Annotated in this window: 21 protein-coding genes; 7 read left to right on the top strand and 14 right to left on the bottom strand. The window is 60.3% G+C overall.

Features of this window, described 5'->3' with window-relative positions; all coding sequences use genetic code 11:
* Positions 1 to 37 precede the first annotated feature (37 nt).
* Together CAF73_RS29650 and CAF73_RS06785 are read left to right on the top strand one after the other, a co-directional pair.
* Positions 38 to 283 carry a hypothetical protein gene (locus tag CAF73_RS29650; RefSeq protein ID WP_139834818.1) on the top strand — a complete coding sequence of 82 codons (246 nt, stop codon included), beginning with the start codon at positions 38 to 40 and terminating at the stop codon, positions 281 to 283.
* 111 nt (positions 284 to 394) lie between these two features.
* Entirely contained in the window at positions 395 to 994 is a 600-nt protein-coding gene (locus tag CAF73_RS06785; RefSeq protein ID WP_085702313.1) for a lysozyme inhibitor LprI family protein, read from the top strand.
* Positions 995 to 1,494: 500 nt separating this feature from the next.
* Here the strand turns inward: CAF73_RS06785 and CAF73_RS06795 are convergent, their stop codons facing one another.
* Positions 1,495 to 1,872 carry a DUF6124 family protein gene (locus CAF73_RS06795; protein WP_085702314.1) on the bottom strand — a complete coding sequence of 126 codons (378 nt, stop codon included), beginning with the start codon at positions 1,870 to 1,872 and terminating at the stop codon, positions 1,495 to 1,497.
* Between the two features lie 587 nt (positions 1,873 to 2,459).
* On the opposite strand from CAF73_RS06795, the gene CAF73_RS06800 reads away from it, so the two are divergent.
* Entirely contained in the window at positions 2,460 to 2,846 is a 387-nt protein-coding gene (locus CAF73_RS06800) for an SCP2 sterol-binding domain-containing protein (protein WP_085696809.1), read from the top strand.
* Between the two features lie 120 nt (positions 2,847 to 2,966).
* Here CAF73_RS06800 and CAF73_RS06805 read toward each other — a convergent pair whose 3' ends face one another.
* The 6 genes from CAF73_RS06805 to exbB all read right to left on the bottom strand — a co-directional run bounded on the left by CAF73_RS06805 (position 2,967) and on the right by exbB (position 9,872).
* A complete protein-coding gene (locus CAF73_RS06805) occupies positions 2,967 to 4,367 on the bottom strand; it encodes an aminoacyl-tRNA deacylase and HDOD domain-containing protein (protein ID WP_085702315.1) in 1,401 nt (466 codons plus the stop codon).
* Between the two features lie 79 nt (positions 4,368 to 4,446).
* Positions 4,447 to 6,522, bottom strand: a complete 2,076-nt coding sequence (gene recG, locus CAF73_RS06810; RefSeq protein ID WP_085702316.1) for an ATP-dependent DNA helicase RecG — start codon at positions 6,520 to 6,522, stop codon at positions 4,447 to 4,449.
* A gap of 9 nt (positions 6,523 to 6,531) precedes the next feature.
* A complete protein-coding gene (locus CAF73_RS06815; protein WP_064379831.1) occupies positions 6,532 to 7,461 on the bottom strand; it encodes a hydrogen peroxide-inducible genes activator in 930 nt (309 codons plus the stop codon).
* Positions 7,462 to 7,737: 276 nt separating this feature from the next.
* Entirely contained in the window at positions 7,738 to 8,487 is a 750-nt protein-coding gene (locus tag CAF73_RS06820; protein WP_085702317.1) for an energy transducer TonB, read from the bottom strand.
* On the bottom strand, positions 8,484 to 8,912 hold the full coding sequence (exbD, locus tag CAF73_RS06825) for a TonB system transport protein ExbD (RefSeq protein WP_064379836.1): 429 nt from the start codon (positions 8,910 to 8,912) through the stop codon (positions 8,484 to 8,486). The genes CAF73_RS06820 and exbD overlap by 4 nt, the downstream gene beginning before the upstream one ends.
* A gap of 6 nt (positions 8,913 to 8,918) precedes the next feature.
* Positions 8,919 to 9,872 carry a tonB-system energizer ExbB gene (exbB, locus tag CAF73_RS06830; RefSeq protein ID WP_085702318.1) on the bottom strand — a complete coding sequence of 318 codons (954 nt, stop codon included), beginning with the start codon at positions 9,870 to 9,872 and terminating at the stop codon, positions 8,919 to 8,921.
* Positions 9,873 to 10,060: 188 nt separating this feature from the next.
* Here exbB and CAF73_RS06835 point away from each other — a divergent pair, with 188 nt between their 5' ends.
* Positions 10,061 to 10,918 (top strand): NAD-dependent epimerase/dehydratase family protein, encoded by an 858-nt coding sequence (locus tag CAF73_RS06835; RefSeq protein WP_085702319.1) that lies wholly within the window; start codon positions 10,061 to 10,063, stop codon positions 10,916 to 10,918.
* 63 nt (positions 10,919 to 10,981) lie between these two features.
* Here the strand turns inward: CAF73_RS06835 and CAF73_RS06840 are convergent, their stop codons facing one another.
* From CAF73_RS06840 to CAF73_RS06865, 6 genes are all read right to left on the bottom strand, one after another.
* Positions 10,982 to 11,722 carry a hypothetical protein gene (locus tag CAF73_RS06840; RefSeq protein WP_085696815.1) on the bottom strand — a complete coding sequence of 247 codons (741 nt, stop codon included), beginning with the start codon at positions 11,720 to 11,722 and terminating at the stop codon, positions 10,982 to 10,984.
* Between the two features lie 73 nt (positions 11,723 to 11,795).
* On the bottom strand, positions 11,796 to 12,176 hold the full coding sequence (locus CAF73_RS06845) for a RidA family protein (RefSeq protein ID WP_085685905.1): 381 nt from the start codon (positions 12,174 to 12,176) through the stop codon (positions 11,796 to 11,798).
* 24 nt (positions 12,177 to 12,200) lie between these two features.
* The gene (gene spoT / locus CAF73_RS06850) at positions 12,201 to 14,306 is read right to left on the bottom strand and encodes a bifunctional GTP diphosphokinase/guanosine-3',5'-bis pyrophosphate 3'-pyrophosphohydrolase (RefSeq protein WP_085696816.1); all 2,106 of its coding nucleotides are present in this window, start codon (positions 14,304 to 14,306) and stop codon (positions 12,201 to 12,203) included.
* A 57-nt stretch (positions 14,307 to 14,363) separates the two neighbouring features.
* Positions 14,364 to 14,633 carry a DNA-directed RNA polymerase subunit omega gene (gene rpoZ / locus CAF73_RS06855; protein ID WP_065258182.1) on the bottom strand — a complete coding sequence of 90 codons (270 nt, stop codon included), beginning with the start codon at positions 14,631 to 14,633 and terminating at the stop codon, positions 14,364 to 14,366.
* 168 nt (positions 14,634 to 14,801) lie between these two features.
* Positions 14,802 to 15,422: a guanylate kinase gene (gmk, locus tag CAF73_RS06860; RefSeq protein ID WP_085696817.1), complete on the bottom strand. Its 621-nt coding sequence runs from the start codon at positions 15,420 to 15,422 to the stop codon at positions 14,802 to 14,804.
* 13 nt (positions 15,423 to 15,435) lie between these two features.
* Positions 15,436 to 16,299 carry a YicC/YloC family endoribonuclease gene (locus tag CAF73_RS06865; protein WP_085696818.1) on the bottom strand — a complete coding sequence of 288 codons (864 nt, stop codon included), beginning with the start codon at positions 16,297 to 16,299 and terminating at the stop codon, positions 15,436 to 15,438.
* Between the two features lie 267 nt (positions 16,300 to 16,566).
* Between CAF73_RS06865 and rph the strand changes: the two genes are divergently transcribed.
* The 3 genes from rph (at position 16,567) to gltS (ending at position 19,284) form a co-directional block, all read left to right on the top strand.
* Entirely contained in the window at positions 16,567 to 17,289 is a 723-nt protein-coding gene (gene rph, locus CAF73_RS06870) for a ribonuclease PH (protein WP_003229494.1), read from the top strand.
* Between the two features lie 29 nt (positions 17,290 to 17,318).
* Entirely contained in the window at positions 17,319 to 17,687 is a 369-nt protein-coding gene (locus CAF73_RS06875; RefSeq protein WP_085696819.1) for a DUF4870 domain-containing protein, read from the top strand.
* Between the two features lie 388 nt (positions 17,688 to 18,075).
* Entirely contained in the window at positions 18,076 to 19,284 is a 1,209-nt protein-coding gene (gene gltS, locus CAF73_RS06880; RefSeq protein ID WP_085702320.1) for a sodium/glutamate symporter, read from the top strand.
* Positions 19,285 to 19,364: 80 nt separating this feature from the next.
* Here the strand turns inward: gltS and CAF73_RS06885 are convergent, their stop codons facing one another.
* Complete coding sequence (locus CAF73_RS06885; protein WP_007920349.1) at positions 19,365 to 20,144, bottom strand: exodeoxyribonuclease III; 780 nt, start codon at positions 20,142 to 20,144, stop codon at positions 19,365 to 19,367.
* Positions 20,145 to 20,185 lie beyond the last annotated feature (41 nt).

Raw genomic sequence — 20,185 nt, forward strand, 5'->3', positions numbered from 1 at the left:
TTACTCTTTATTAAGGCTCACCAGTCATGGCTGGGCCTTGGCAGCGCTGTCGTTTGATGGGGTTTCTGCCAAGGGACTTCAAATTGAATTGTCCGGTTGGTTCTTCCGTTTTTTTTTGCGGGGTATTGGATTGCAATTCATCAATGAAGGGATGCGAAGTGAAACGACTGTTGTCGGTGAGTTAAAGGGGGCGGATTTATTTGTTGCGCTCGATTTTGCGAAAACAAATTCGTCCCGTTTTTGCTTGAAACCGCTTCGGACAGTAATGGGCTATGAACGATAAAGAGCGCGCGGTGCCGGCGTACAAGCAATATGCATCGAGCATGTCGGAAGCAGGAAAGGCTTCGAAGATTCCTGCTCGGGTTGCTGAGCGCAGCTCTGGAGTATCCGGATCATGATCAAACTCAAGACGTTCCTTGAACTGGTCGCGGGTGTTTCTTTGGCTGCTTTGCTGGTTCCTGCGCATGCTCAGGAAACCTGCAATCCCGACAGCTTTTCCAATCCCGATTTGATCATTTGCGGTCAGCAGTCTTTCGAGAAAGTCGATGCAGTGCTGAATGAGCAATACAAGAAAGCGCTGGTCGGTTTGGCGCCGACCGACAAGAAGAAACTGACTGATGTGCAAAAGAAGTGGGTGCGCTTCAAAGAGGCGTATTGCGAGGATGTCTATCAGTCGGCCTTGCCCGGTGCAGAGGCGCCCATCGAAAGGCTTGGGTGCCTGGTGCAAACAAGCAATGCCCGGTTGGGGGAATTGGTTGCTCTGCAGACTGGGTTACCCCTGGACGGTTTTTATAAAGCTGCATCGGCCATGGCGGGGCAGGATCGAGAAAAAGGTCTGACGGCTTCGATGGAACGATTGGGGGGTGACAACTTCGACGATCCGTTGTGGCGGCAATACGTCGATGGACACTGCGAAATGAGTGAGCGTGTGTTCCGGGAGGACATCGCTAACTGCGCAGTGCGCATGCGCTTTCAATTACCTCTTAATCGTTGAAGGAATGAACGGTTTGAAAACTGCCTCAATGTTCTTTGTTGCGTTGCTGTGTCTTTCTCCGCTTGCCGCCCATAGCGAAGTCTCAACGCGGGTTTCTGCTTTCGCTCACTTGATGGAAAAAACATCAACTTTGAATTCAGAACCTATTTCGACACTGTCACCAAATGGGGCGGCGCAGGTGTCAGGTATAGCAAGTCGAAGAAAGCTATCCCCCTTGTCTATCGGAACACCGAGGACGAGGTCATGACTGAGGAGGGCCCTCATCAGTTCACGACGACGTGGGTAGAAGTTTCTGACGGTGTGGTGACTGGAGAATATGAGATGGCAACTCAGGGTGCGAGGGTGAATTCGATGCACTACAGGAATTACAAATCGGGCAAGCAATACTCGTTCGATCAAGACATCACCATGGAGGCGACACCTGAGACCGGTTGCCAATGGTAAGAACGGATAGTTTCGAAAGGGGACTCAACGTCCCCTTTTTTCCGCCCGCAATTCAGCTACGGCTTGGCCTGATACTCCCGAAACTCAATGTGATCGAGCGTGCCTTCCACCATTAACCGCACGCCGTCCGCCATTCTGCTCAGGCCGAGCGCCATTGAGCGGCGGGGGCCGTCGAGGTCGTCGGCCAGGTTGGCGGCGAAGGCGCTGATGGACAGGAGGTCTTCGGAGGCATTGGCCATGAGCGCTTCGGCGTCGGCGTTGGGGCAGAGGGCGAACAGGCCTCCCAGGCGTTTGGGGCGTGTGGCTCTGGGTTTGAAGTGGTGGTCGAGGGCGCGTTCGGCGGCTTCGTGGAGTTTCTTTGAATCGAGGGATTCGTAAGGGGAGGTTTCCGGGTTTTCTGGAATTTCGGGGGGATTGGGTGTTGGTTTGATCATTGCGCAGCTTCCTGGAATTGTGAGGCCGACACCCATTCGCTTTGCACTTCGAAATAGGTGGCAGCTGTGCGTTGGTGTGCAAGACCGGTCCAGGTGGCCGGCAGACTCAAGAGTCTCCGACGCACAGCCGCCATAACGATCCGCGAGCATAGGAAAACGCTCGGCGAAATGCCATTGCGATTGTGCACCTGAACCGGACTTGCACGTCCGAGTCACCGATTTTGCGGTGACACACAGAGGCTATCGGTGATGTCCCAGCCTGCCTAGTTCATAGGTATCCCGGCGCTTCGCAGGAAATTTCCCATAGGTTTGCGGGGCAGCAGACCGAAAGATCGCAGCCTTCGGCAGCTCCTACAGGAATGTGTTTCTTCAGGTGTAGGACGGGGGGATGGTGTGACGCGGAGCGTCACGGGAGACATTCCCACGCGGAGCGTGGGAACGATCAGGTTGTGGGGCGGAAATCGTGACTTGGTAGTCATCATGCGAGAAAAGCCCTGCATCGTCTTCTATCAATCCAGGATAGTGGCGAATCCGTCCGAATCCCTTACACTCCCCCGGCCGTTCATTTTCCTTTTGAGGCTGTGCGCATGAAATTTCGTTTTCTTCTGTGGATGCTGGGTCTGTTGATGGGTAAGGCCAGTCGGACAAATCCTGCGTTCCAGCAGCAGTTGGGTGACAAGGATCTGGTGTTTCAGCTGCAGACTCTGGACGGGAAGGTGGCGCGGCATTTCGTGGTGAAGGACCAGCGCATTACCAGCAAGTCCGGGGTGGTGGCGGAGCCGGCGTTTGCGATTGCCTTTAAAGACGCGGCGTTCGGGTTTGCCACGATGCAGGCCAAAAACAAGCAGCTGGCGTTCATGCAGGGGATTCAGGACAAGACCATCCAGCTCAAGGGCAATCCGGCGCTGGTGATGTGGTTTCAGGGGTTGATGAAGTATTTGAAGCCGAGGAAGGCCAAGCCGAAGGCTGCTTGAGTATTGCGTGAGGCTGTGACGCGGAGCGTCATGGGCTGCATTCCCACGCAGAGCGTGGGAACGATCAAATACAAAGGCCCCACACTCGGTTGAGTGTGGGGCCTTTTTTATAGGCGCAAATCAGGCCTGGCTGAACTGCGAAGCCAGTTCGCGCAGGAGGACTTCGGCTTCCAGTACTTTGCTGACCACATCATTGGCCTTGTCGCGAGTCAGGCCAACGCGTTCCAGCAGCGCATCCGGAATGTCTTCATCCGGGCCGGAGCCGATGCCGCGACTGCGCAGCAGGCGCACGGCCAGGCAGACGAGGTTCGGGTATTCGGCGTAGGCGCCGTCGTAGTTCGGGTCGTGCTGGAAGCGCAGGGCGGTGGCCAGTTCGTCCGGCATGTCCCAGTAGCGCATCAGCCAGGAGCCGATCTGTTCGCGGCTGATGCCCAGCAGGTGTTGCTCGACGTAGCTGTGGCACAGGTGCGGGTTGACCTCCAGGTGCCGGCAGATCAGCGAGAAGTGCGGCGGGAACACGTGGGCCAGCAGCAGGTAGCCGAAGTTGTGCAGCAGGCCGGCGAGGTAGGTCAGGCCGGATTCCGGACGCTGGGCGCGCGGCATGGCGCGGGTCAGGCCTTCGATGACGGCGGCGGTGTAGATCGACTGCTGCCAGTACGGCGTGGTGTGTTGCGGGTGGTCTTTCGGCAGGCTCAGGGTCTTGCCGAGGGCCAGGCCCAGAGCCAGGTTGATCACCAGATCGAAGCCCAGCACGCGCACGATGGCGTCTTCCACCGAGCGGATCTTGCCCGGCGACGCGTAGTACGGCGACGCCGCCCAGCTCACCACTTGCGCAGCCAGCGCCGGGTCGGTTTCGACCACGCCGGTGATGTCGTCGATGGTGGCGTTCGGGTCGACGCGCAGCTTGATGATTTTTTGTGCGGTTTCGGCCAGTGGCGGAATCTCGATGGTCGCTTCCAGACGCTGCTGGATGCGCCGCGCGGTAAACGCCTGTACGGCCTGGGTGATTTCCTCGCGGTCATCGTCCGGGCGGTCGAGGTTCGGGCGGATGCTGCTCAGGGCTTCGCCGAAGTTGGCGGCGCTGGCCTTGGTCAGCATGGTCTTGAAGTCGTCGCTGGCGATTTCCAGCAGCAGGCCCGGCTCGCCGGAGTTGATCAGCAACTTCGGTTCACGCAGCAGGCTTTCTTCGTAGAGGCACGGCGAGCTGGTCAGCGCCGGCAGGCCCGGCAGCAGGCTCAGGCTGTGTTTGCCGAGCATCTTTTCCAGGCGCTCGGTGGACACGGCGGTCAGGCGACGGCCTGTCAGTTCGGCGAGGCGGTTGAGATCCAGCAACTGGCTCTGTGGAAACAGCACCATCAGCGCACCGACCGCGTCGTCCAGCAAAACGGCCTGCACTTTGCGCGAGGCGTTGAGGCCGTGGTGGTCGAGCACTTCTTCGTAGGCGACGCCCAGCTTGTTGAGCAGCAGCCGAATAACAGACGGAGCGTGCGGGGATTCGGGGGCGAGAGCAGCTTCGGTCATGGTCTGTATCCGTTTTTGAAACAATTGCTGGAGTATAACCAGCTTGGTTGGAACGAGCTTTGAGAAACTGCGACGGTGCTCACACTTGGCCGTATTGCTGCCCGTGTCGCAGCCAGCGGTCGAGCAACGGGCTGACGTGGGTGGGCCAGCGTTCGAGCAACGCTTGGGCGGCATCGCGTACGGCGGGCAGCAGATCGGCGTCGCGCATCAGGTCGGCGACCTTGAATTGCAGCAGGCCGGTCTGGCGGGTGCCGAGCATTTCGCCGGGGCCGCGCAGTTCGAGGTCTTTTTCGGCAATGACGAAACCGTCGTTGGTCTCGCGCATGATGCCCAGGCGCTGGCGGCCGATTTGCGACAGCGGCGGATGGTAGAGCAGCACGCAATGGCTGACTGCGCTGCCCCGACCGACGCGACCGCGCAACTGGTGCAGTTGCGCAAGGCCGAGGCGTTCGGGGTTTTCGATGATCATCAGACTGGCGTTGGGCACGTCCACGCCGACTTCGATCACGGTGGTGGCGACCAGCAGTTGCAGGTTGCCGGCCTTGAACTCGGCCATAACGGCGGCTTTCTCGGCGGGTTTCATGCGGCCGTGGATCAGCCCGACCTTCAACTCACCGAGGGCGGCGGTCAGGTCTTCGAAAGTGGTTTCGGCGGCCTGGCAGGTCAGCTCTTCGGACTCTTCGATCAGCGTGCACACCCAATAGGCCTGACGGCCCTCGGCGCAGGCGCTGCGCACCCGCTCGATGACTTCGACGCGGCGGGTATCGGTGACCAGCACGGTGTTGACCGGGGTTCGCCCGGGCGGCAGTTCGTCGAGGATCGAGGTGTCGAGGTCGGCGTAGGCGCTCATCGCCAGCGTCCGCGGAATCGGCGTGGCGGTCATGATCAGTTGATGCGGACACATGCGCCCGCCGACGCCTTTCTGCCGCAGCGCCAGACGTTGCTGTACGCCGAAGCGGTGTTGTTCGTCGATGATCACCAGCGCGAGGTTCTTGAACTGCACTTCGTCCTGAAACAGCGCGTGGGTGCCGACCACCATCGGTGTGCCACCGGCAATCTGTTCCAGCGCGGCCACGCGGTTCTTGCCCTTGAGCTTGCCGGCCAGCCACGCCACCTCGATGCCCAATGGTTCGAGCCAGCGCTTGAAGGTGATGAAGTGCTGCTCGGCAAGGATCTCGGTCGGCGCCATCAGAGCTACCTGATAGCCGGCCTCCAGCGCTTGCAGCGCAGCGAGGGCGGCGACCACGGTTTTGCCCGCGCCGACATCGCCCTGAATCAGCCGCAGCATTGGTTCGTGCTGACTGAGGTCGTAGGCGATTTCGTTGCCGACTCGTTGCTGAGCGCCGGTCGGGTTGAAGCCGAGGTTGGCCAGGTATTTCGCCGGCAGTCTGGTGGCTTTCGGCATCGCCGGCGCGCGCAGGGAGCGCATGCTTTCGCGCAGGCGCTGCTGCGATAGCTGATGGGTCAGCAGTTCTTCGAAGGCCAGGCGATGCTGGGCCCAGTGATGTCCGAGGGCGAGTTCGTCGACGTCGGCATTGGCGGGCGGGTTGTGCAGGTAGCGGATCGCGTCGGCCAGCGGCGCCAGTTGATAGTCGCGGGCCAGTTCGGTCGGCAGCCAGTCGGGCAGGGTGGCCGGTTTGAGCAGGGTCAACGTCTGCGTGCACAACTGGCGCAGGCGCGCCTGGGTCAGGCCTTCGGTCAGCGGGTAGACCGGGGTCAGGGTTTCATCCACCGGCGGCGGCTCGTCGCCGTTAATGGCGCGGTATTCCGGGTGGTAAATCTCCAGCCCCGAGGCACCGGGCCGGGCTTCTCCGTAGCAGCGAATCCGCGTGCCGCGCTTGAGGCCTTCTTTCTGCGCGTTGCTGAAGTGATAGAAGCGCAGGCTCAGGCCGCCGGTGCCGTCCTGCAAACGCACGACGAGGCTGCGACGCCGGCCCATGACCACGTCGGCACCGCTGACGGTGCCTTCGACCACAGCGTCCTGTCCCGGCCGCAACGCGCCGATCGGCACCACGCGGGTGCGATCCTGATAACGCAGCGGCAGGTGGAACAGCACGTCCTGGAGGTTCTCCAGGCCGACCTTGGCCAGTTTCTCGGCCATGGCTTCACCGACACCCTTGAGTGCGGTGACCGAGACCTGCGACAGCTCAGTCATGACTCTGGCTTAACCGGCCGTGACCGGCGCGGCAGGTTTGGCGACCGAGCACAGGCGAATGGAGTCGGCGAGGATCTCGATGGCTTTCGGCCGCGGGAAACTGGCGCGCCAGGCGATGGCCACGGTACGGAACGGCACTGGTGCCGACAGCGGACGTACTTCGATCACGCCCGGGGCGTAGTGATGGCTGTCCACCGCCGACAGCGGCAGGATCGAAATGCCCAGGCCGGAGGCGACCATGTGGCGAATGGTTTCCAGCGAGCTGGATTCGACCGTGGTGTGCTTGGCGCCGTCGTTGCCCTTGGTCAGCGTCGGGCAGGCTTCCAGCACCTGATCGCGGAAGCAGTGGCCTTCGCCGAGCAGCAGCAGGCTCTTGTCATTGAGCAGGGCGGCGTCGATGGATTCTTTTTGCGTCCACGGGTGCTGGGCCGGCATCAGGACGTAGAACGGCTCGTCATAGAGCGGCAGGGTCAGCACGTCGGCTTCGTTGAACGGCAGGGCGATGATGATCGCGTCCAGTTCGCCGTTGCGCAGTTTGTCGCGCAGCACGTGGGTGAAGTTTTCTTCGATGTACAACGGCATCTGCGGGGCGACCCGGTGCAGTTGCGGAATCAGGTGCGGGAACAGGTACGGGCCGACGGTGTAGATCGCGCCGACTTTCAGCGGGGCGGTCAGCTGGTTCTTGCCGGCCTGGGCCAGTTCGCGGATGCCCTGGGCCTGCTCCAGCACTTTCTGCGCCTGAGCGACGATGCCTTCGCCGACCGGGGTCAGGCGCACGGCGCTTTTGCTGCGCTCGAAAATCAGCACACCGAGTTCGTCTTCAAGCTTTTTCACGCCCACCGACAGGGTCGGCTGGCTGACGTGGCAACGCTCGGCCGCGTGGCCGAAATGCTGCTCTTGGGCGAGGGTAACGATGTAGCGTAATTCTGTGAGAGTCATAGCAAGCGTCCATGAAGATGCGGGCCAAGCATACCGGCTGCAATCGATAGACGCACGTTATCAGACTGAGTGATGAATGCGACACCGGGCAATGCCGGTTTGCCGTTGGTAGATATGACAAAGGCACCTTTGGGTGCCTTTGTGTCGGGTTCGTCCGGTTGTCGCAGAACCCTGTGGGAGCGAGGTTGCTCGCGAAAGCGGTGTATCAGACGAAGCAGCGTTGCCTGACAGGCCTCTTCGCGAGCAAGTTCGCTCCCACAGGTTTTGCGGTGTCTTCTAGCGGCGGCGTTCCAGCGAGTAAACAAACGGCGCAACGATTTCGATTGCGCCATTGGTCAGCATGTCGGCCGGTGGCTTGGGCAGCGGCTGGGCGCGGCGGATCATTTCCAGGGTGGCCCGGTCCAGATCGGCGTTGCCGGAACGGCCCACCAGTTCGAACGACAGCACGTTGCCTTCGCCATCAACCACGAAACGCAACCGGTTCAAACCTTCCTTGCCCCGTGCCTGAGCGCTGGCCGGGTACTTTTTGTACTTGGCCAGATGCGCAAGCAGGGTACCTTGCCAACTGGCCTTGGCCGCCAATTGTGCAGGCGACGGGCCCGGTGCCGGCTGGGCGGATTTCTCCGTCGGCGCCTGGGTCTGCTGAGGCTCCGCCGGTTTTTCCTCGGAAGGTTTTTCCTTCACAGGCTCCGGTTTCTTCTCAACCGGCTTGGGCGGTTGCGGCTTTGGCTTGGGTTTTGGTTTTTGCTTGGGCACCGCGATCTCGGCTTTTGGCGCTTCGGCCAGTTTCGGGATCGGCAGTTCTTCAACCGGAGCCGGTGGCTGCGGTGGCGTGACGACTTTCGGCGGAGCGGGCGGTGGCGGGGCCGGAACCGGTGCCAGCTCGACCATCATTGCCTGCGGCGGCAATTCGATGGGCGGGCGGGCGTTCCAGTTCAGCGCCAGCGCAATGGCCAGCGCGTGAACACCCAGCACCACGGCCAGGCTACCGCTGTAACGCGTCAGCTTATGGCGCGTCGTGATCATTTCTTGACTGCGCTCTCGAGTCCGACCAGACCGACCTTCAGGTAACCGGCGGCGCGCAGGTTATCCATCACGCTCATCAAGTCGCCGTAATCCACGCCTTTGTCGGCCTGGAAGAAGATCGTCGTGTCTTTCTTGCCCTGGGTCTTGGCGTCGAGTGCGGCGCCGAGGGTTTCGGCTTTCACTTCGTCATCGCCGATGAACAGGCGCTGGTCAGCCTTCACGCTGAGGAATACCGGTTTCTCCGGCCGCGGTGCCGGTTTGGCGGTGGAGGCAGGCAGGTCAACCTTGATGTCCACGGTGGCCAGCGGAGCGGCCACCATGAAGATGATCAACAGCACCAGCATCACGTCGATGAACGGCGTGACGTTGATTTCGTGGTTCTCGGCCAGATCGTCGTCTGCGCCTTCTTTCAAATGCAGGCCCATGGCCGATTACCCCACTTTCACCATGTGCGGTTGCGAGCTGTTGCGCTCAGGCTGGTGGTCGAGGTCGCGGCTGACCAGCAGCAGAACCTGAGCCGACGCATCGGACACCTGAGCCTTGTAACCGGCGATGGAGCGGGCGAAGACGTTGTAGATGACCACGGCAGGAATCGCGGCAACCAGACCCAGTGCGGTAGCCAGCAGCGCTTCAGCGATGCCCGGTGCTACGACGGCAAGGTTGGTGGTCTGGGTTTTGGCGATGCCGATGAAGCTGTTCATGATGCCCCACACGGTACCGAACAGACCGACGAACGGCGCAGTGGAGCCGATGGTGGCGAGGACGCCGGTGCCGCTGCTCATGTTGCGGCCACAGGCGGCAACCAGACGCTCGAGGCGGAAGCTGACGCGCTCCTTGATGCCTTCTTTCTCGCGGGCGTTGGCCGACAGGCGCATTTCTTCCAGGGCGTCGTGTACCAGCAGGTTGGCCAGCGTGCCTTCTTTCGCCGCGGTAGCGCTGGCTTCCTTTAGGGAGGCAGCTTTTTTCAGGTGGGCGATTTCACCGCGCAGCCGGCGTTTGGCGCCCATCAGCTCGAAGCCCTTGGCGATCCAGATGGTCCAGGTGATGATCGAGGCGATGGCCAGGCCGATCATCACGGCTTTAACGATGACGTCGGCGTTCTGGTACATGCCCCATGGCGACAGGTCATGGGCCATGCCCAGGCTGTTGTCGGCTTCGAGGACTTCCGGTGCATCGGCTGCGCTGGCCTCTACGGCCTGCACCGGATCGGTCGCGGCAGGTGCGGCGGCCGGAGCGCTCTGCTCGGTGGCGGCTGGCGCGGCCGGGGCTTGTGCGTCAGCGAATGCAGCAACTGGTGCCAGCATCAGGCTGAGCAACAGAGCAGCCACGGCGCCCCAGGCGCGAGGTCGGTTGGTTGGCGAAGCGGAGTTTTGAATGCGTGTCATGCTGGCCGGACCTGAGATAGAAAAACGGTGATGCTCTTCCAGGCCTCGTGAGGCCGAGAACAAAAGTGGCGTGCATTATTGCAAGTAATTCTTGTTAACAAAAGTAATAGAGTTGCTTTTTTTCCTTCATTGCTAGCCGCTCGTCCTTTGCCGAGGCTAGTCTGTCGCTTTCCGATGGGAGATTTTTGATGTCCGCGCCTTCTGTTTTGATCGCCGGTTGCGGTGATGTCGGCAGCCGTCTGGCCACGCAATTGCTGGCTGCCGGCTTCCAGGTATACGGCCTGCGCCGGGATGTTTCACGTTTGCCGGAGGGCGTTATCGGTGTGGCCGGTGACTTGTTCAATGAGGATTGCCCGGCGACCTGGCCGGTGGGCGCTATCGATTACCTGGTGTATAGCGCGGCGGCCACCGATCACGATGAGGCCGGTTATCGCGCGGCATATGTGCAGGGTTTGCAGCATGTGCTGGGTTGGCTGAACGATTACGGGCAACAGCCTGATCGGTTGCTGTTCGTTTCCAGTAGCAGTGTTTACGGGCAGCAGAACGGCGAATGGGTTGATGAAAAATCCGAAACCGTTGCCGCGGGTTATTCCGGTCGGTTGATGCTGGAAGCCGAGCAGGTTGCGCTCAACAGCGGCATTCCCGCGAGCATCGTACGCCTGACCGGCATTTATGGCCCGGGACGTGAATGGCTGCTGACCCAGGTACGCCGTGGTTATCGTGTGGCGGTTGACCCACCGCTGTATGGCAATCGCATCCATGCCGATGATGCGGCGGGGTTGATGGCTTATCTGCTGGACGCGGATCGCAAGGGCGTGGCGCTGGATGACATCTATATCGGCGTGGACGATGCGCCGGCGCCGCTCGCCGAGGTGGTGGCGTGGCTGCGCGAGTATCTGGGCGTCACCGAATGGTCGGAAGACGAGAGTGTGCGTCGTACCGGCAGCAAGCGTTGCAGCAATGCACGGGCCAAGGCGTTGGGCTGGGTGCCGAAGTATCCGAGTTATCGCGAGGGGTATGCCGCGATTCTTGAAGGTCGCTGCTGACTTGCGGACATAAAAAAGGCGGGAGCAATGGCTTGCTTCCGCCTTTCTTGTCTCAAGCGCAGATCACTGCTTCTCAAGCAACCACTTGCGCTCACCCGGGGTGAACTGCGGTTGTTCGTCCGCCAGCGCCGTATTCACGGCCTGCAGGATTTCCAGCTCTTTGCCCTTGCGCACAAAGATCCAGTTGTTGCCCTGGCCGTTCTGCTGCAACCACATGCTGTCGTTGCCGCTGCTCATCGACGCGCAATCGCCCGCGAGGCACAGGGCATAGCGGTCGGCACCCGGCAGACCGGAGACTTGGCCGTCAGCCTGAAACTGCACGGTGGCGCCTTCGCCCTGGCCGCTGGTGATCGTCCAGTTGCCGCCCAGATAAGCGGAATACAGCGCGCGTTCGAAGCTGGCGCCGATCGGTGCGCCGTCCGGCACTGGAATTTGCGCGCGGTCGAAGACTTGTTCCGGTTCGTTTTCGTTGGCGGCTTGTTGCAGTTGGCCACCATCACGTTTCAGCTCGCTGGCGGAGCTGCCATAGAAGTCGACTTTCCAGACGCCGGACTGTTCGCCGAGCAAGCGACCTTCGACGTTTTCGAAACCGTTGGTATAGCGGGCCTGGCCGGCCTTGGTGTTGACGTCCCACTCCAGATTCGGGCCGTAAGCCTGAAGCGCTTCGCGCAGGGGGCCGCCCTTGGCAGCGGCATCGATGGCGACCTGATTGATCCAGGTGCCGCTGATGTCACGGTCGGCAGGGTTGCTGGCGCAACCGCCGAGGAAAATGGCGAGCAGCGAGAGAGCAAGCGCTTTGCGCATGGTGGAATCCTTTCAAAACCTTTTCTTTACCGCAGAGCGGTCGGCGCGGTGTGTTGGACCGCGCCATGGCGCATTACTCGATGACCAGAATGGCATCCATTTCAACCTGCGAACCCTTCGGCAGGGCTGCCACGCCGATGGCGGCGCGAGCCGGGTAAGGCTGGTCGAAGTACTTGCCCATGATCTCGTTGACCTTGGCGAAGTGGCTCAGGTCGGTGAGGAAGATGTTCAGCTTGACGATGTCCTTGAACGAACCGCCGGCGGCTTCGGCCACGGCTTTCAGGTTCTCGAACACCTGGACGGTCTGGGCTTCGAAGCCTTCGACCAGTTCCATGGTTTTTGGATCGAGGGGAATCTGACCCGACATGTAAACGGTATTGCCGGCCTTGATCGCCTGGGAATAAGTACCGATGGCGGCCGGGGCCTTGTCGCTGCTGATAACAGTCTTGGTCATGTATGACTCCTTGTATTGTTTGAGTTATGCGCGCATGCGGGTGATGCGGATCACCCCGGTCAGGGCGCGCAGTTTCTTGATCACGCGGGCCAGGTGCACACGGTCGTGGACGCTGACCACCAACTGGACGACGCTGATGCGACCATCGCGTTCGTCCATGCTGATTTTCTCGATATTGCCGTCGGCTGCGTTGACGCTGCTGGCCAGCAGGGCGATCAGGCCGCGCTGGTGCTCCAGCTCGACGCGCAGTTCGACGTTGAATTCGCCGGTGACATCCTTGGCCCACGAAAGCTGGATGCATTTTTCCGGGTTGTGGCGGATTTCGCTGATGTTGCGGCAGTTTTCCAGGTGCACGACCATGCCTTTGCCCGCCGACAGGTGGCCGACAATCGGGTCGCCCGGGATCGGCGTGCAACATTTGGCATAGCTGAGGACCAGACCTTCGGTGCCGCGAATCGCCAGCGGGCCTTCCGGACTTGGCAATTGCTCGCCTTCGCCGAGCAGGCGGCGTGCCACGACATAGGCCATGCGGTTGCCCAGGCCGATGTCTTCGAGCAGGTCTTCGATCAGTTCGAGGCGGTATTCGGTGAGCATCGCCTTCACGCGCTCGGCCGGAATCTGTTCCAGCGCGCTGTCGAAGCCGTTGAGCACCTTGTTCAACAGGCGCTCGCCGAGGCTGATGGATTCGGAGCGGCGTTGCAGTTTCAGCGCATGGCGGATGTGGGTTCGCGCCTTGCCGGTGACCACGAAGTTGAGCCACGCCGGGTTCGGCCGCGCGCCGGGGGCACTGACGATCTCGACCGTGGAACCGCTTTGCAGCGGTTCGGACAGCGGTGCGAGACGACGGTTGATCCGGCAGGCGATGCAGCTGTTGCCGACGTCGGTGTGCACCGCGTAGGCGAAGTCGACCGCCGTGGAGCCTTTGGGCAGCTCCATGATCCGGCCTTTGGGCGTGAACACATAGACCTCGTCCGGGAACAGGTCGATCTTCACGCTTTCGATGAATTCCAGCGAGTTGCCGGCACGTTGCTGCATTTCCAGCACGCCTTTGACCCACTGACGGGCGCGGGCGTGAGTGCCTTTCGGCTGTTCGTCGCCGCTGGATTTGTACAGCCAATGGGCGGCGATGCCGTTGTTGGCCATCTCTTCCATTTCGCGGGTACGGATCTGGATCTCGATCGGTACACCGTGCATGCCGAACAGCGTGGTGTGCAGCGACTGATAGCCGTTGGCCTTGGGAATCGCAATGTAATCCTTGAAGCGGCCCGGCAACGGTTTGTACAGATTATGCACGGCACCCAGTACGCGGTAGCAGGTGTCGACCTTGTCGACGATGATCCGGAACGCGTAGACGTCCATGATCTCGTTGAAGGCCCGCCGCTTGCCGCGCATTTTCTTGTAGATGCCGTAGAGGTGTTTCTGGCGACCGCTGACTTCGCCCTGGATGCCGTCGATGGCGAGGCAATGGCCGAGGGACTCTTCGATCTTGTTGACGATTTCCTTGCGGTTGCCGCGGGCGCGTTTGACCGCCTGGTAAATCCGCGCGGAACGCATCGGGTGCATGGCCTTGAAGCCGAGGTCTTCGAACTCGATGCGTACCGAATGCATGCCCAGCCGGTTGGCGATGGGGGCATAAATCTCAAGGGTTTCCTTGGCGATGCGCCGGCGCTTTTCGCCGGACAGCACTTCCAGGGTGCGCATGTTGTGCAGGCGGTCGGCGAGCTTGACCAGGATCACGCGAATGTCGCGCGCCATGGCCATGGCCATTTTCTGGAAGTTTTCCGCCTGGGCTTCGGCCTTGGTCTCGAAGTTCATCTGGGTCAGTTTGCTGACCCCGTCGACCAGTTCGGCCACGGTCTCGCCGAACTGCGCTTGCAGCGCTTCCTTGGCGATACCGGTGTCTTCGATCACGTCATGCAGCATCGCGGCCATCAGGCTCTGATGGTCCATGTGCATGTCGGCAAGAATGTTCGCCACGGCAAGAGGATGCGTGACATACGCCTCGCCGCTGCGGCGGCGTTGGCCGTCGTGGGCTTGTTCGGCGTAGAAATACGCTCGGCGGACCAGATTGACCTGGTCCTGACCGAGGTAGGTCGATATTCGATCGGCGAGGGCGTCTATGCTCGGCATGATGACTCCTGCCGCAAGCTGTGATCCCGCGCCTTGCTACGTCGACCAGGCATAGGCTTAAACGGCCTCGTTGGACTCGTCCTCTGGAGCAAAGGCAGCGAAGACCGGGTCTTCGGTGACAATTTCTTCGGCGGCGATGAATTCGGGAGTCACGATACCTTCAGCGATTTCGCGCAGGGCGACGACGGTAGGCTTGTCGTTTTCCCATGCCACTTTCGGCTCTTTGCCGCCGGTGGCCAGTTGACGGGCACGCTTGGTAGAGAGCATGACCAGCTCAAAGCGGTTATCCACGTGTTCTAGGCAGTCTTCAACGGTTACGCGGGCCATGGTATTCCTCGGAGCGAATGCAATATGCGCGCTGCCCGGTTGGGCGAGCGGACTCGGCAGTTTAAAAAAACACCAGCGATTAGGGAAGCGCTGATTTTTTGACCAGACTCTTCAACGCGCTGCAAGCACCAATGTAAAGCTCTTGCAGCGGTTTTGTGAAGTGCTGTTTCAGCCCAGCAATTCAGCCAGCAATTTGCCAAAACGCACTTGCTGGCGTTTCTGTTGCAGCTGGTTGGCGCGGAAAATCGCCTTCAGATCATCCAGCGCGTGGGCGAAATCGTCGTTGATGATCAGGTAGTCGTATTCGACGTAGTGGCTCATCTCGCTGACCGCTTCGCGCATCCGGCCGTCGATGATCTCGTCGCTGTCCTGGCCACGGTTGGTCAGGCGCTGGTGCAGGGCCTGCAGCGATGGCGGCAGAATGAAGATCGAGCGGGCCTGCGGCATCAGCTTGCGCACTTGTTCCGCGCCTTGCCAGTCGATTTCCAGAATCAGGTCATGGCCTTCGTCCAGGGTCTGCTGCAGGCGGCTTTGCGAGGTGCCGTAGAAGTTGCCGAAAACTTCGGCGCGTTCCAGGAAATCGCCGTGCTCGCCCATCTTCACGAACTCTTCGCGGGTCACGAAGTGGTAGTTCACGCCGTCCACTTCGCCCGGGCGCATGGCGCGGGTAGTGTGGGAAATCGAGACACGGATTTCCGGTTTGGCGTCGGTCAGGGCCTTGACCAGACTGCTTTTGCCCGCGCCCGAGGGGGCGGAAATGATGTACAGGGTGCCGGTACTGTGGGTCATGTCGGGGATAGCCTTACTCAATATTCTGCACTTGTTCGCGCATCTGCTCGATCAACACCTTGAGGTTGACCGCCGCCTGGGTGCTGCGCGGGTCGAAGGCCTTGGAGCCCAGTGTGTTGGCTTCGCGGTTGAGCTCCTGCATCAGGAAGTCCAGGCGCCGGCCGGCGGCACCGCCGGATTTCAGCACCCGGCGAACTTCGATGATGTGAGTGCTCAGGCGATCCAGTTCTTCGGCCACGTCGCTTTTTTGCGCGAGGATGACCATTTCCTGTTCCAGGCGCTGCGGGTCCAGTTCGGCCTTCATGTCGGCGAAACGGTCGAGGACTTTCTGGCGCTGGGTGGCAAGCATCTGCGGAACCAGTTCGCGCAGGGTCACCACATCTTCTTCGATGGCGGTCAGGCGATCGTTGATCAGGCGTGCCAGCTCTGCGCCTTCGCGCTCGCGGCCGGCCTTGAGGTCTTTCAAGCCTTGATTGAACAAGGCCAGCGCCTCGGCGTTCAGCGCTTGCGGGTCGGTGGCGTCTGCGACCAGTACGCCCGGCCAGGCCAGCACTTCCAGCGGGTTCAGCGCCGCCGGGTTCTTGATCAGGCTGGCGACGGTTTCGGCCGCAGCGACCAGTTGCGCGGCGCGCTCGCGATCCACTTGCAGCGGCTTGCCGGCGCTTTCTTCGGTGAAGCGCAGGGTGCACTCCAGTTTGCCGCGCGACAGGCCCTGGCGCAGGGCTTCGCGGACGGCGCCTTCGAGGTCGCGAAACGATTCCGGCAGACGTAGATGGGGTTCCAGGTAGCGGCTGTTGACCGAGCGCAGCTCCCAGCTCAGGGTGCCCTGAACGCCGGCTTTTTCGACGCGGGCGAAGGCGGTCATGCTGTGCACCATGGGGTGACCTCGCGATACAGATCGGCGCGAATTGAAGCTCCGCAGCTCGATATCAATGAATTTAAGCCGACTGGCAGCAAAGGCGCAGGATTGTAGCGCAGTGCGGCAGATGCGCCCAAACACACGGTGTGACAAAGGGCTGCAGGCCGTCGGCGAAGCGCGTTTCAGGGCCTTCGGTCGTCGGCGGGATTTTTTAACGAGTGCCCAGGCGCGGCGTGCGGCTCTATAATGCTCCGCAGTTTTCCGTCCCCAGTACAGGTATCTCCTATGAAACGTCCAAGTGGTCGCGCTGCCGATCAGCTCCGCTCGATCCGCATTACCCGCAACTACACCAAACACGCCGAGGGATCCGTACTGGTCGAATTCGGTGATACCAAAGTCATCTGCACCGTCAGCGTTGAAAATGGCGTGCCGCGTTTCCTTAAAGGTCAGGGCCAGGGCTGGCTGACCGCCGAATACGGCATGCTGCCGCGTGCTACCGGTGAACGTAACCAGCGTGAAGCGAGCCGTGGCAAGCAGGGCGGTCGCACCCTGGAAATCCAGCGCCTGATCGGCCGTTCCCTGCGCGCTGCACTGGACATGTCCAAGCTGGGCGACGTCACCCTGTACGTCGACTGCGACGTGATCCAGGCCGACGGTGGCACCCGTACCGCGTCGATCACCGGCGCCATGGTTGCGCTGGTCGATGCACTGAAAGTGATCAAGAAGCGCGGCGGCCTGAAAGGTGGCGACCCGCTCAAGCAAATGATCGGTGCCGTATCTGTTGGCATGTACCAGGGCGAGCCAGTGCTGGATCTGGACTATCTTGAAGATTCCGCCGCCGAGACCGACCTCAATGTGGTGATGACCAGCACCGGTGGTTTCATCGAAGTGCAGGGCACCGCTGAAGGCGCGCCGTTCCAGCCTGAAGAGCTGAACGCGATGCTGGAACTGGCCAAGAAAGGCATGAACGAGATCTTCGAACTGCAAAAGGCTGCGCTGGCCGACTGAGCAGGTTCGCAACCCGCAAGGAGGACGAGATGAGTGATGAGCAAGAGTTGTTGCCCAAGCCGAGCCAGGAGGTTCGCCAATGGGCGATGTTTTGTCACTTGTCCGCCTTGCTGGGGATCTGGATTCCGTTCGGAACGCTGATCGGGCCACTGGTCCTGTGGCAGATGAAGCGCGAGACCGATCCGTTCATCGACGCCCAGGGCAAGGAAGCGCTGAATTTCCAGATCACCGTGGCGATTGCTTCGATGATCTGCTTCGTACTGATGCTGGTGATCATCGGGTTCGTGCTGTTCGGCCTGCTGGCCATTGCGGCGCTGGTGCTGACAATCATCGGTGGCGTAAAAGCCAATGAAGGTTTTCCGTACCGTTATCCGTTTACCTGGCGCTTGATCAAATAGCATTCAGCCGAAGGTGCATGTTGGAATAATCAATTCTGCATATTTAAAAAGCCCTGGCCTGCCAGGGCTTTTTTTGCAACTTAATAAACCTGAGTTCCTTGTAGGAATAATCTGTCTACGATGAATGGCAAAAGAAATTTTATATATTCATCGGTCTTACATTTTTAGTCACAACTGTAATGCCTCGATGCGGCCAATGGGCATTGGCAGCATGACTTTGCGCTTGTTAAGGTTGCCGCACGTCATATTCCTTCAGAAATATTTCGATATATTCAGACCATCGAAGGCTCTTGAATTTCAGTGTTTCCAGTGTTGAAACAGCCAGCCGATTCGTGAGGCGTAACCAGGGAAAAGTTCGCCTGCGAATATATAGCCAAGAATAAACCAGATGATTCAGCTCGATTTCTACGGCACGCTCGTGGCCGCTTCTCTTGTACTTCTGCTGGGACGTGGTCTTGTTACCCGTGTTGGTGTACTGCGCAATTTCAATATTCCCGAACCGGTTGCGGGTGGCCTGTTGGTTGCTGTGGTTCTTCTGGTATTGCGAGCGCTCGATATAGAAGTCCGATTCGATACCTCGCTGCAGGCACCGCTCATGCTGGCGTTTTTTGCCACTATCGGTCTGAGTGCGGACTTCGCCAGCCTCAAGAAGGGCGGCCGCGTAGTAGGGATATTTATACTAGCGGTCGCCGGTCTCCTGATCCTGCAGAACGCCATGGGCATCGGACTCGCCACATTGCTGGGGCTTGACTCGCTGATGGGGCTGTTGACGGGTTCCATCACACTGGCCGGTGGTCATGGAACCGGTGCCGCGTGGGGAACGGTATTCAGCGAGAAATACGGTCTGGCTTCTGCCTCAGAGCTGGCGATGGCCTCGGCGACATTCGGTCTTGTACTGGGTGGTCTGATCGGTGGGCCGGTTGCCCGTCTGCTTATCAAACGTGTCGAGGTGCCTGGTTGTCATGCGCAGGAGGCGCCGCGTCTGCCAAAGGGGTTCGAGCAGCCGAACAGGGAGCGCTCGATCACGCCGTTCTCGTTCATCGAAACACTGGCGCTGATCGCGGTCAGCCTGCTGGTGGGCAATGTCCTGAACGGGCTGCTGCACGGCACGGCATTCGAGTTGCCGACATTCGTTTGTGTCTTGTTCGTGGGCGTCGTGTTGCGTAACGGCCTCTCGGCGTTTGGCCTGTATCAGGTATTCGAGCGGGAAGTCTCGGTGCTGGGCAACGTCAGTCTGTCGCTGTTTCTGGCCATTGCGCTGATGTCGCTCAAGTTGTGGGATCTGGCAGCCCTGGCGTTGCCGATCTTCATTATCCTGGCCGTGCAGACGCTGGTCATGGCGCTGTTCGCGGTGTTCGTGACGTTCAGGATCATGGGCCGCAATTACGATGCGGCAGTGCTGGCGGCCGGGCATTGCGGTTTCGGCCTCGGTGCGACGCCTACCGCCATCGCCAACATGCAAGCGGTGACGCAGCGTTACGGGCCTTCGCAGATCGCGTTTCTGGTCGTACCGATGGTGGGTGCCTTTTTCATCGATATCATCAACGTCATAGTGATCAAGTTGTATCTGGCGCTGCCGTTCTTCGCCGCGGTCTGACGCGCGTTCCAGCCTGGGTCTGAAGAAAAAAAATGCCCGTATCCTGCGATACGGGCATTTTTTTTACTGCGAAACGACGCTTAGATGGTCAGCGTCCAGTCGTAGTCGACGATCAGCGGCGCGTGCTGCGAGAACCGTGGCTGACGCGGCAGGCGTGCGCTGCGCACGAAGCGCCGCAGGCCCGGGGTCAGGATCTGGTAGTCGAAACGCCAGCCCAGATTCAGCATCTCGGCCTGTTCGTTGTCCGGCCACCAGCTGTACTGGTCGCCTTCGCGGCTGACTTCGCGCAGGGCGTCTACATAGCCCATGTTGCCGACAATCTCGTCCATCCAGGCGCGTTCTGGCGCCAGGAAGCCCGGAGATTGCTGGCTGTCGCGCCAGTTCTTGATGTCGAGCTTCTGCTGCGCGACGTACAGCGAGCCACAATAAATGTACTCGCGACGTTTGCGCCGCTGTTTGTCCAGGTACTTGCCGAAGTCGTCCATGAGCTTGAACTTCTGGTTCAAGTCTTCATCGCCGTTCATCCCCGAAGGAAGCAGCAAGGTGGCAATACTGACTTTGTCGAAATCTGCTTGCAGGTAGCGCCCGTAGCGGTCGGCCGTCTCGAAGCCGAGACCGCTGATGACAGCCTTCGGTTGCAACCGCGAATACAAAGCCACGCCGCCTTGGGCAGGGACTTCAGCATCGCAGGCATAAAGGAAGTAGCCGTCCAGTTGGAAGGCTGGGTCGTCCAGTTCAAAGGCGGAGGCACGGGTGTCCTGCAGGCAGATGACGTCGGCATTCTGTGCCTGCAGCCAACTGAGCAAACCGCGCTCGACTGCAGCCTGAATACCATTGACGTTCACACTGATGATCCGCATAAATGGCCCCAAAAATCGCGTGCGTGTATGATACACGGCGT

This window comes from Pseudomonas sp. B15(2017) (assembly GCF_002113215.1).
In the GTDB taxonomy this organism is placed as follows: domain Bacteria; phylum Pseudomonadota; class Gammaproteobacteria; order Pseudomonadales; family Pseudomonadaceae; genus Aquipseudomonas.

Coding starts and splice junctions, on each gene's coding strand:
- CAF73_RS06785 (WP_085702313.1), top strand. CDS start 395: ATGATCAAACTCAAGACGTTCCTTGAACTGGTCGCGGGTGTTTCTTTG.
- CAF73_RS06795 (WP_085702314.1), bottom strand. CDS start 1,872: ATGATCAAACCAACACCCAATCCCCCCGAAATTCCAGAAAACCCGGAA.
- CAF73_RS06800 (WP_085696809.1), top strand. CDS start 2,460: ATGAAATTTCGTTTTCTTCTGTGGATGCTGGGTCTGTTGATGGGTAAG.
- CAF73_RS06805 (WP_085702315.1), bottom strand. CDS start 4,367: ATGACCGAAGCTGCTCTCGCCCCCGAATCCCCGCACGCTCCGTCTGTT.
- recG (WP_085702316.1), bottom strand. CDS start 6,522: ATGACTGAGCTGTCGCAGGTCTCGGTCACCGCACTCAAGGGTGTCGGT.
- CAF73_RS06815 (WP_064379831.1), bottom strand. CDS start 7,461: ATGACTCTCACAGAATTACGCTACATCGTTACCCTCGCCCAAGAGCAG.
- CAF73_RS06820 (WP_085702317.1), bottom strand. CDS start 8,487: ATGATCACGACGCGCCATAAGCTGACGCGTTACAGCGGTAGCCTGGCC.
- exbD (WP_064379836.1), bottom strand. CDS start 8,912: ATGGGCCTGCATTTGAAAGAAGGCGCAGACGACGATCTGGCCGAGAAC.
- exbB (WP_085702318.1), bottom strand. CDS start 9,872: ATGACACGCATTCAAAACTCCGCTTCGCCAACCAACCGACCTCGCGCC.
- CAF73_RS06835 (WP_085702319.1), top strand. CDS start 10,061: ATGTCCGCGCCTTCTGTTTTGATCGCCGGTTGCGGTGATGTCGGCAGC.
- CAF73_RS06840 (WP_085696815.1), bottom strand. CDS start 11,722: ATGCGCAAAGCGCTTGCTCTCTCGCTGCTCGCCATTTTCCTCGGCGGT.
- CAF73_RS06845 (WP_085685905.1), bottom strand. CDS start 12,176: ATGACCAAGACTGTTATCAGCAGCGACAAGGCCCCGGCCGCCATCGGT.
- spoT (WP_085696816.1), bottom strand. CDS start 14,306: ATGCCGAGCATAGACGCCCTCGCCGATCGAATATCGACCTACCTCGGT.
- rpoZ (WP_065258182.1), bottom strand. CDS start 14,633: ATGGCCCGCGTAACCGTTGAAGACTGCCTAGAACACGTGGATAACCGC.
- gmk (WP_085696817.1), bottom strand. CDS start 15,422: ATGACCCACAGTACCGGCACCCTGTACATCATTTCCGCCCCCTCGGGC.
- CAF73_RS06865 (WP_085696818.1), bottom strand. CDS start 16,299: ATGGTGCACAGCATGACCGCCTTCGCCCGCGTCGAAAAAGCCGGCGTT.
- rph (WP_003229494.1), top strand. CDS start 16,567: ATGAAACGTCCAAGTGGTCGCGCTGCCGATCAGCTCCGCTCGATCCGC.
- CAF73_RS06875 (WP_085696819.1), top strand. CDS start 17,319: ATGAGTGATGAGCAAGAGTTGTTGCCCAAGCCGAGCCAGGAGGTTCGC.
- gltS (WP_085702320.1), top strand. CDS start 18,076: ATGATTCAGCTCGATTTCTACGGCACGCTCGTGGCCGCTTCTCTTGTA.
- CAF73_RS06885 (WP_007920349.1), bottom strand. CDS start 20,144: ATGCGGATCATCAGTGTGAACGTCAATGGTATTCAGGCTGCAGTCGAG.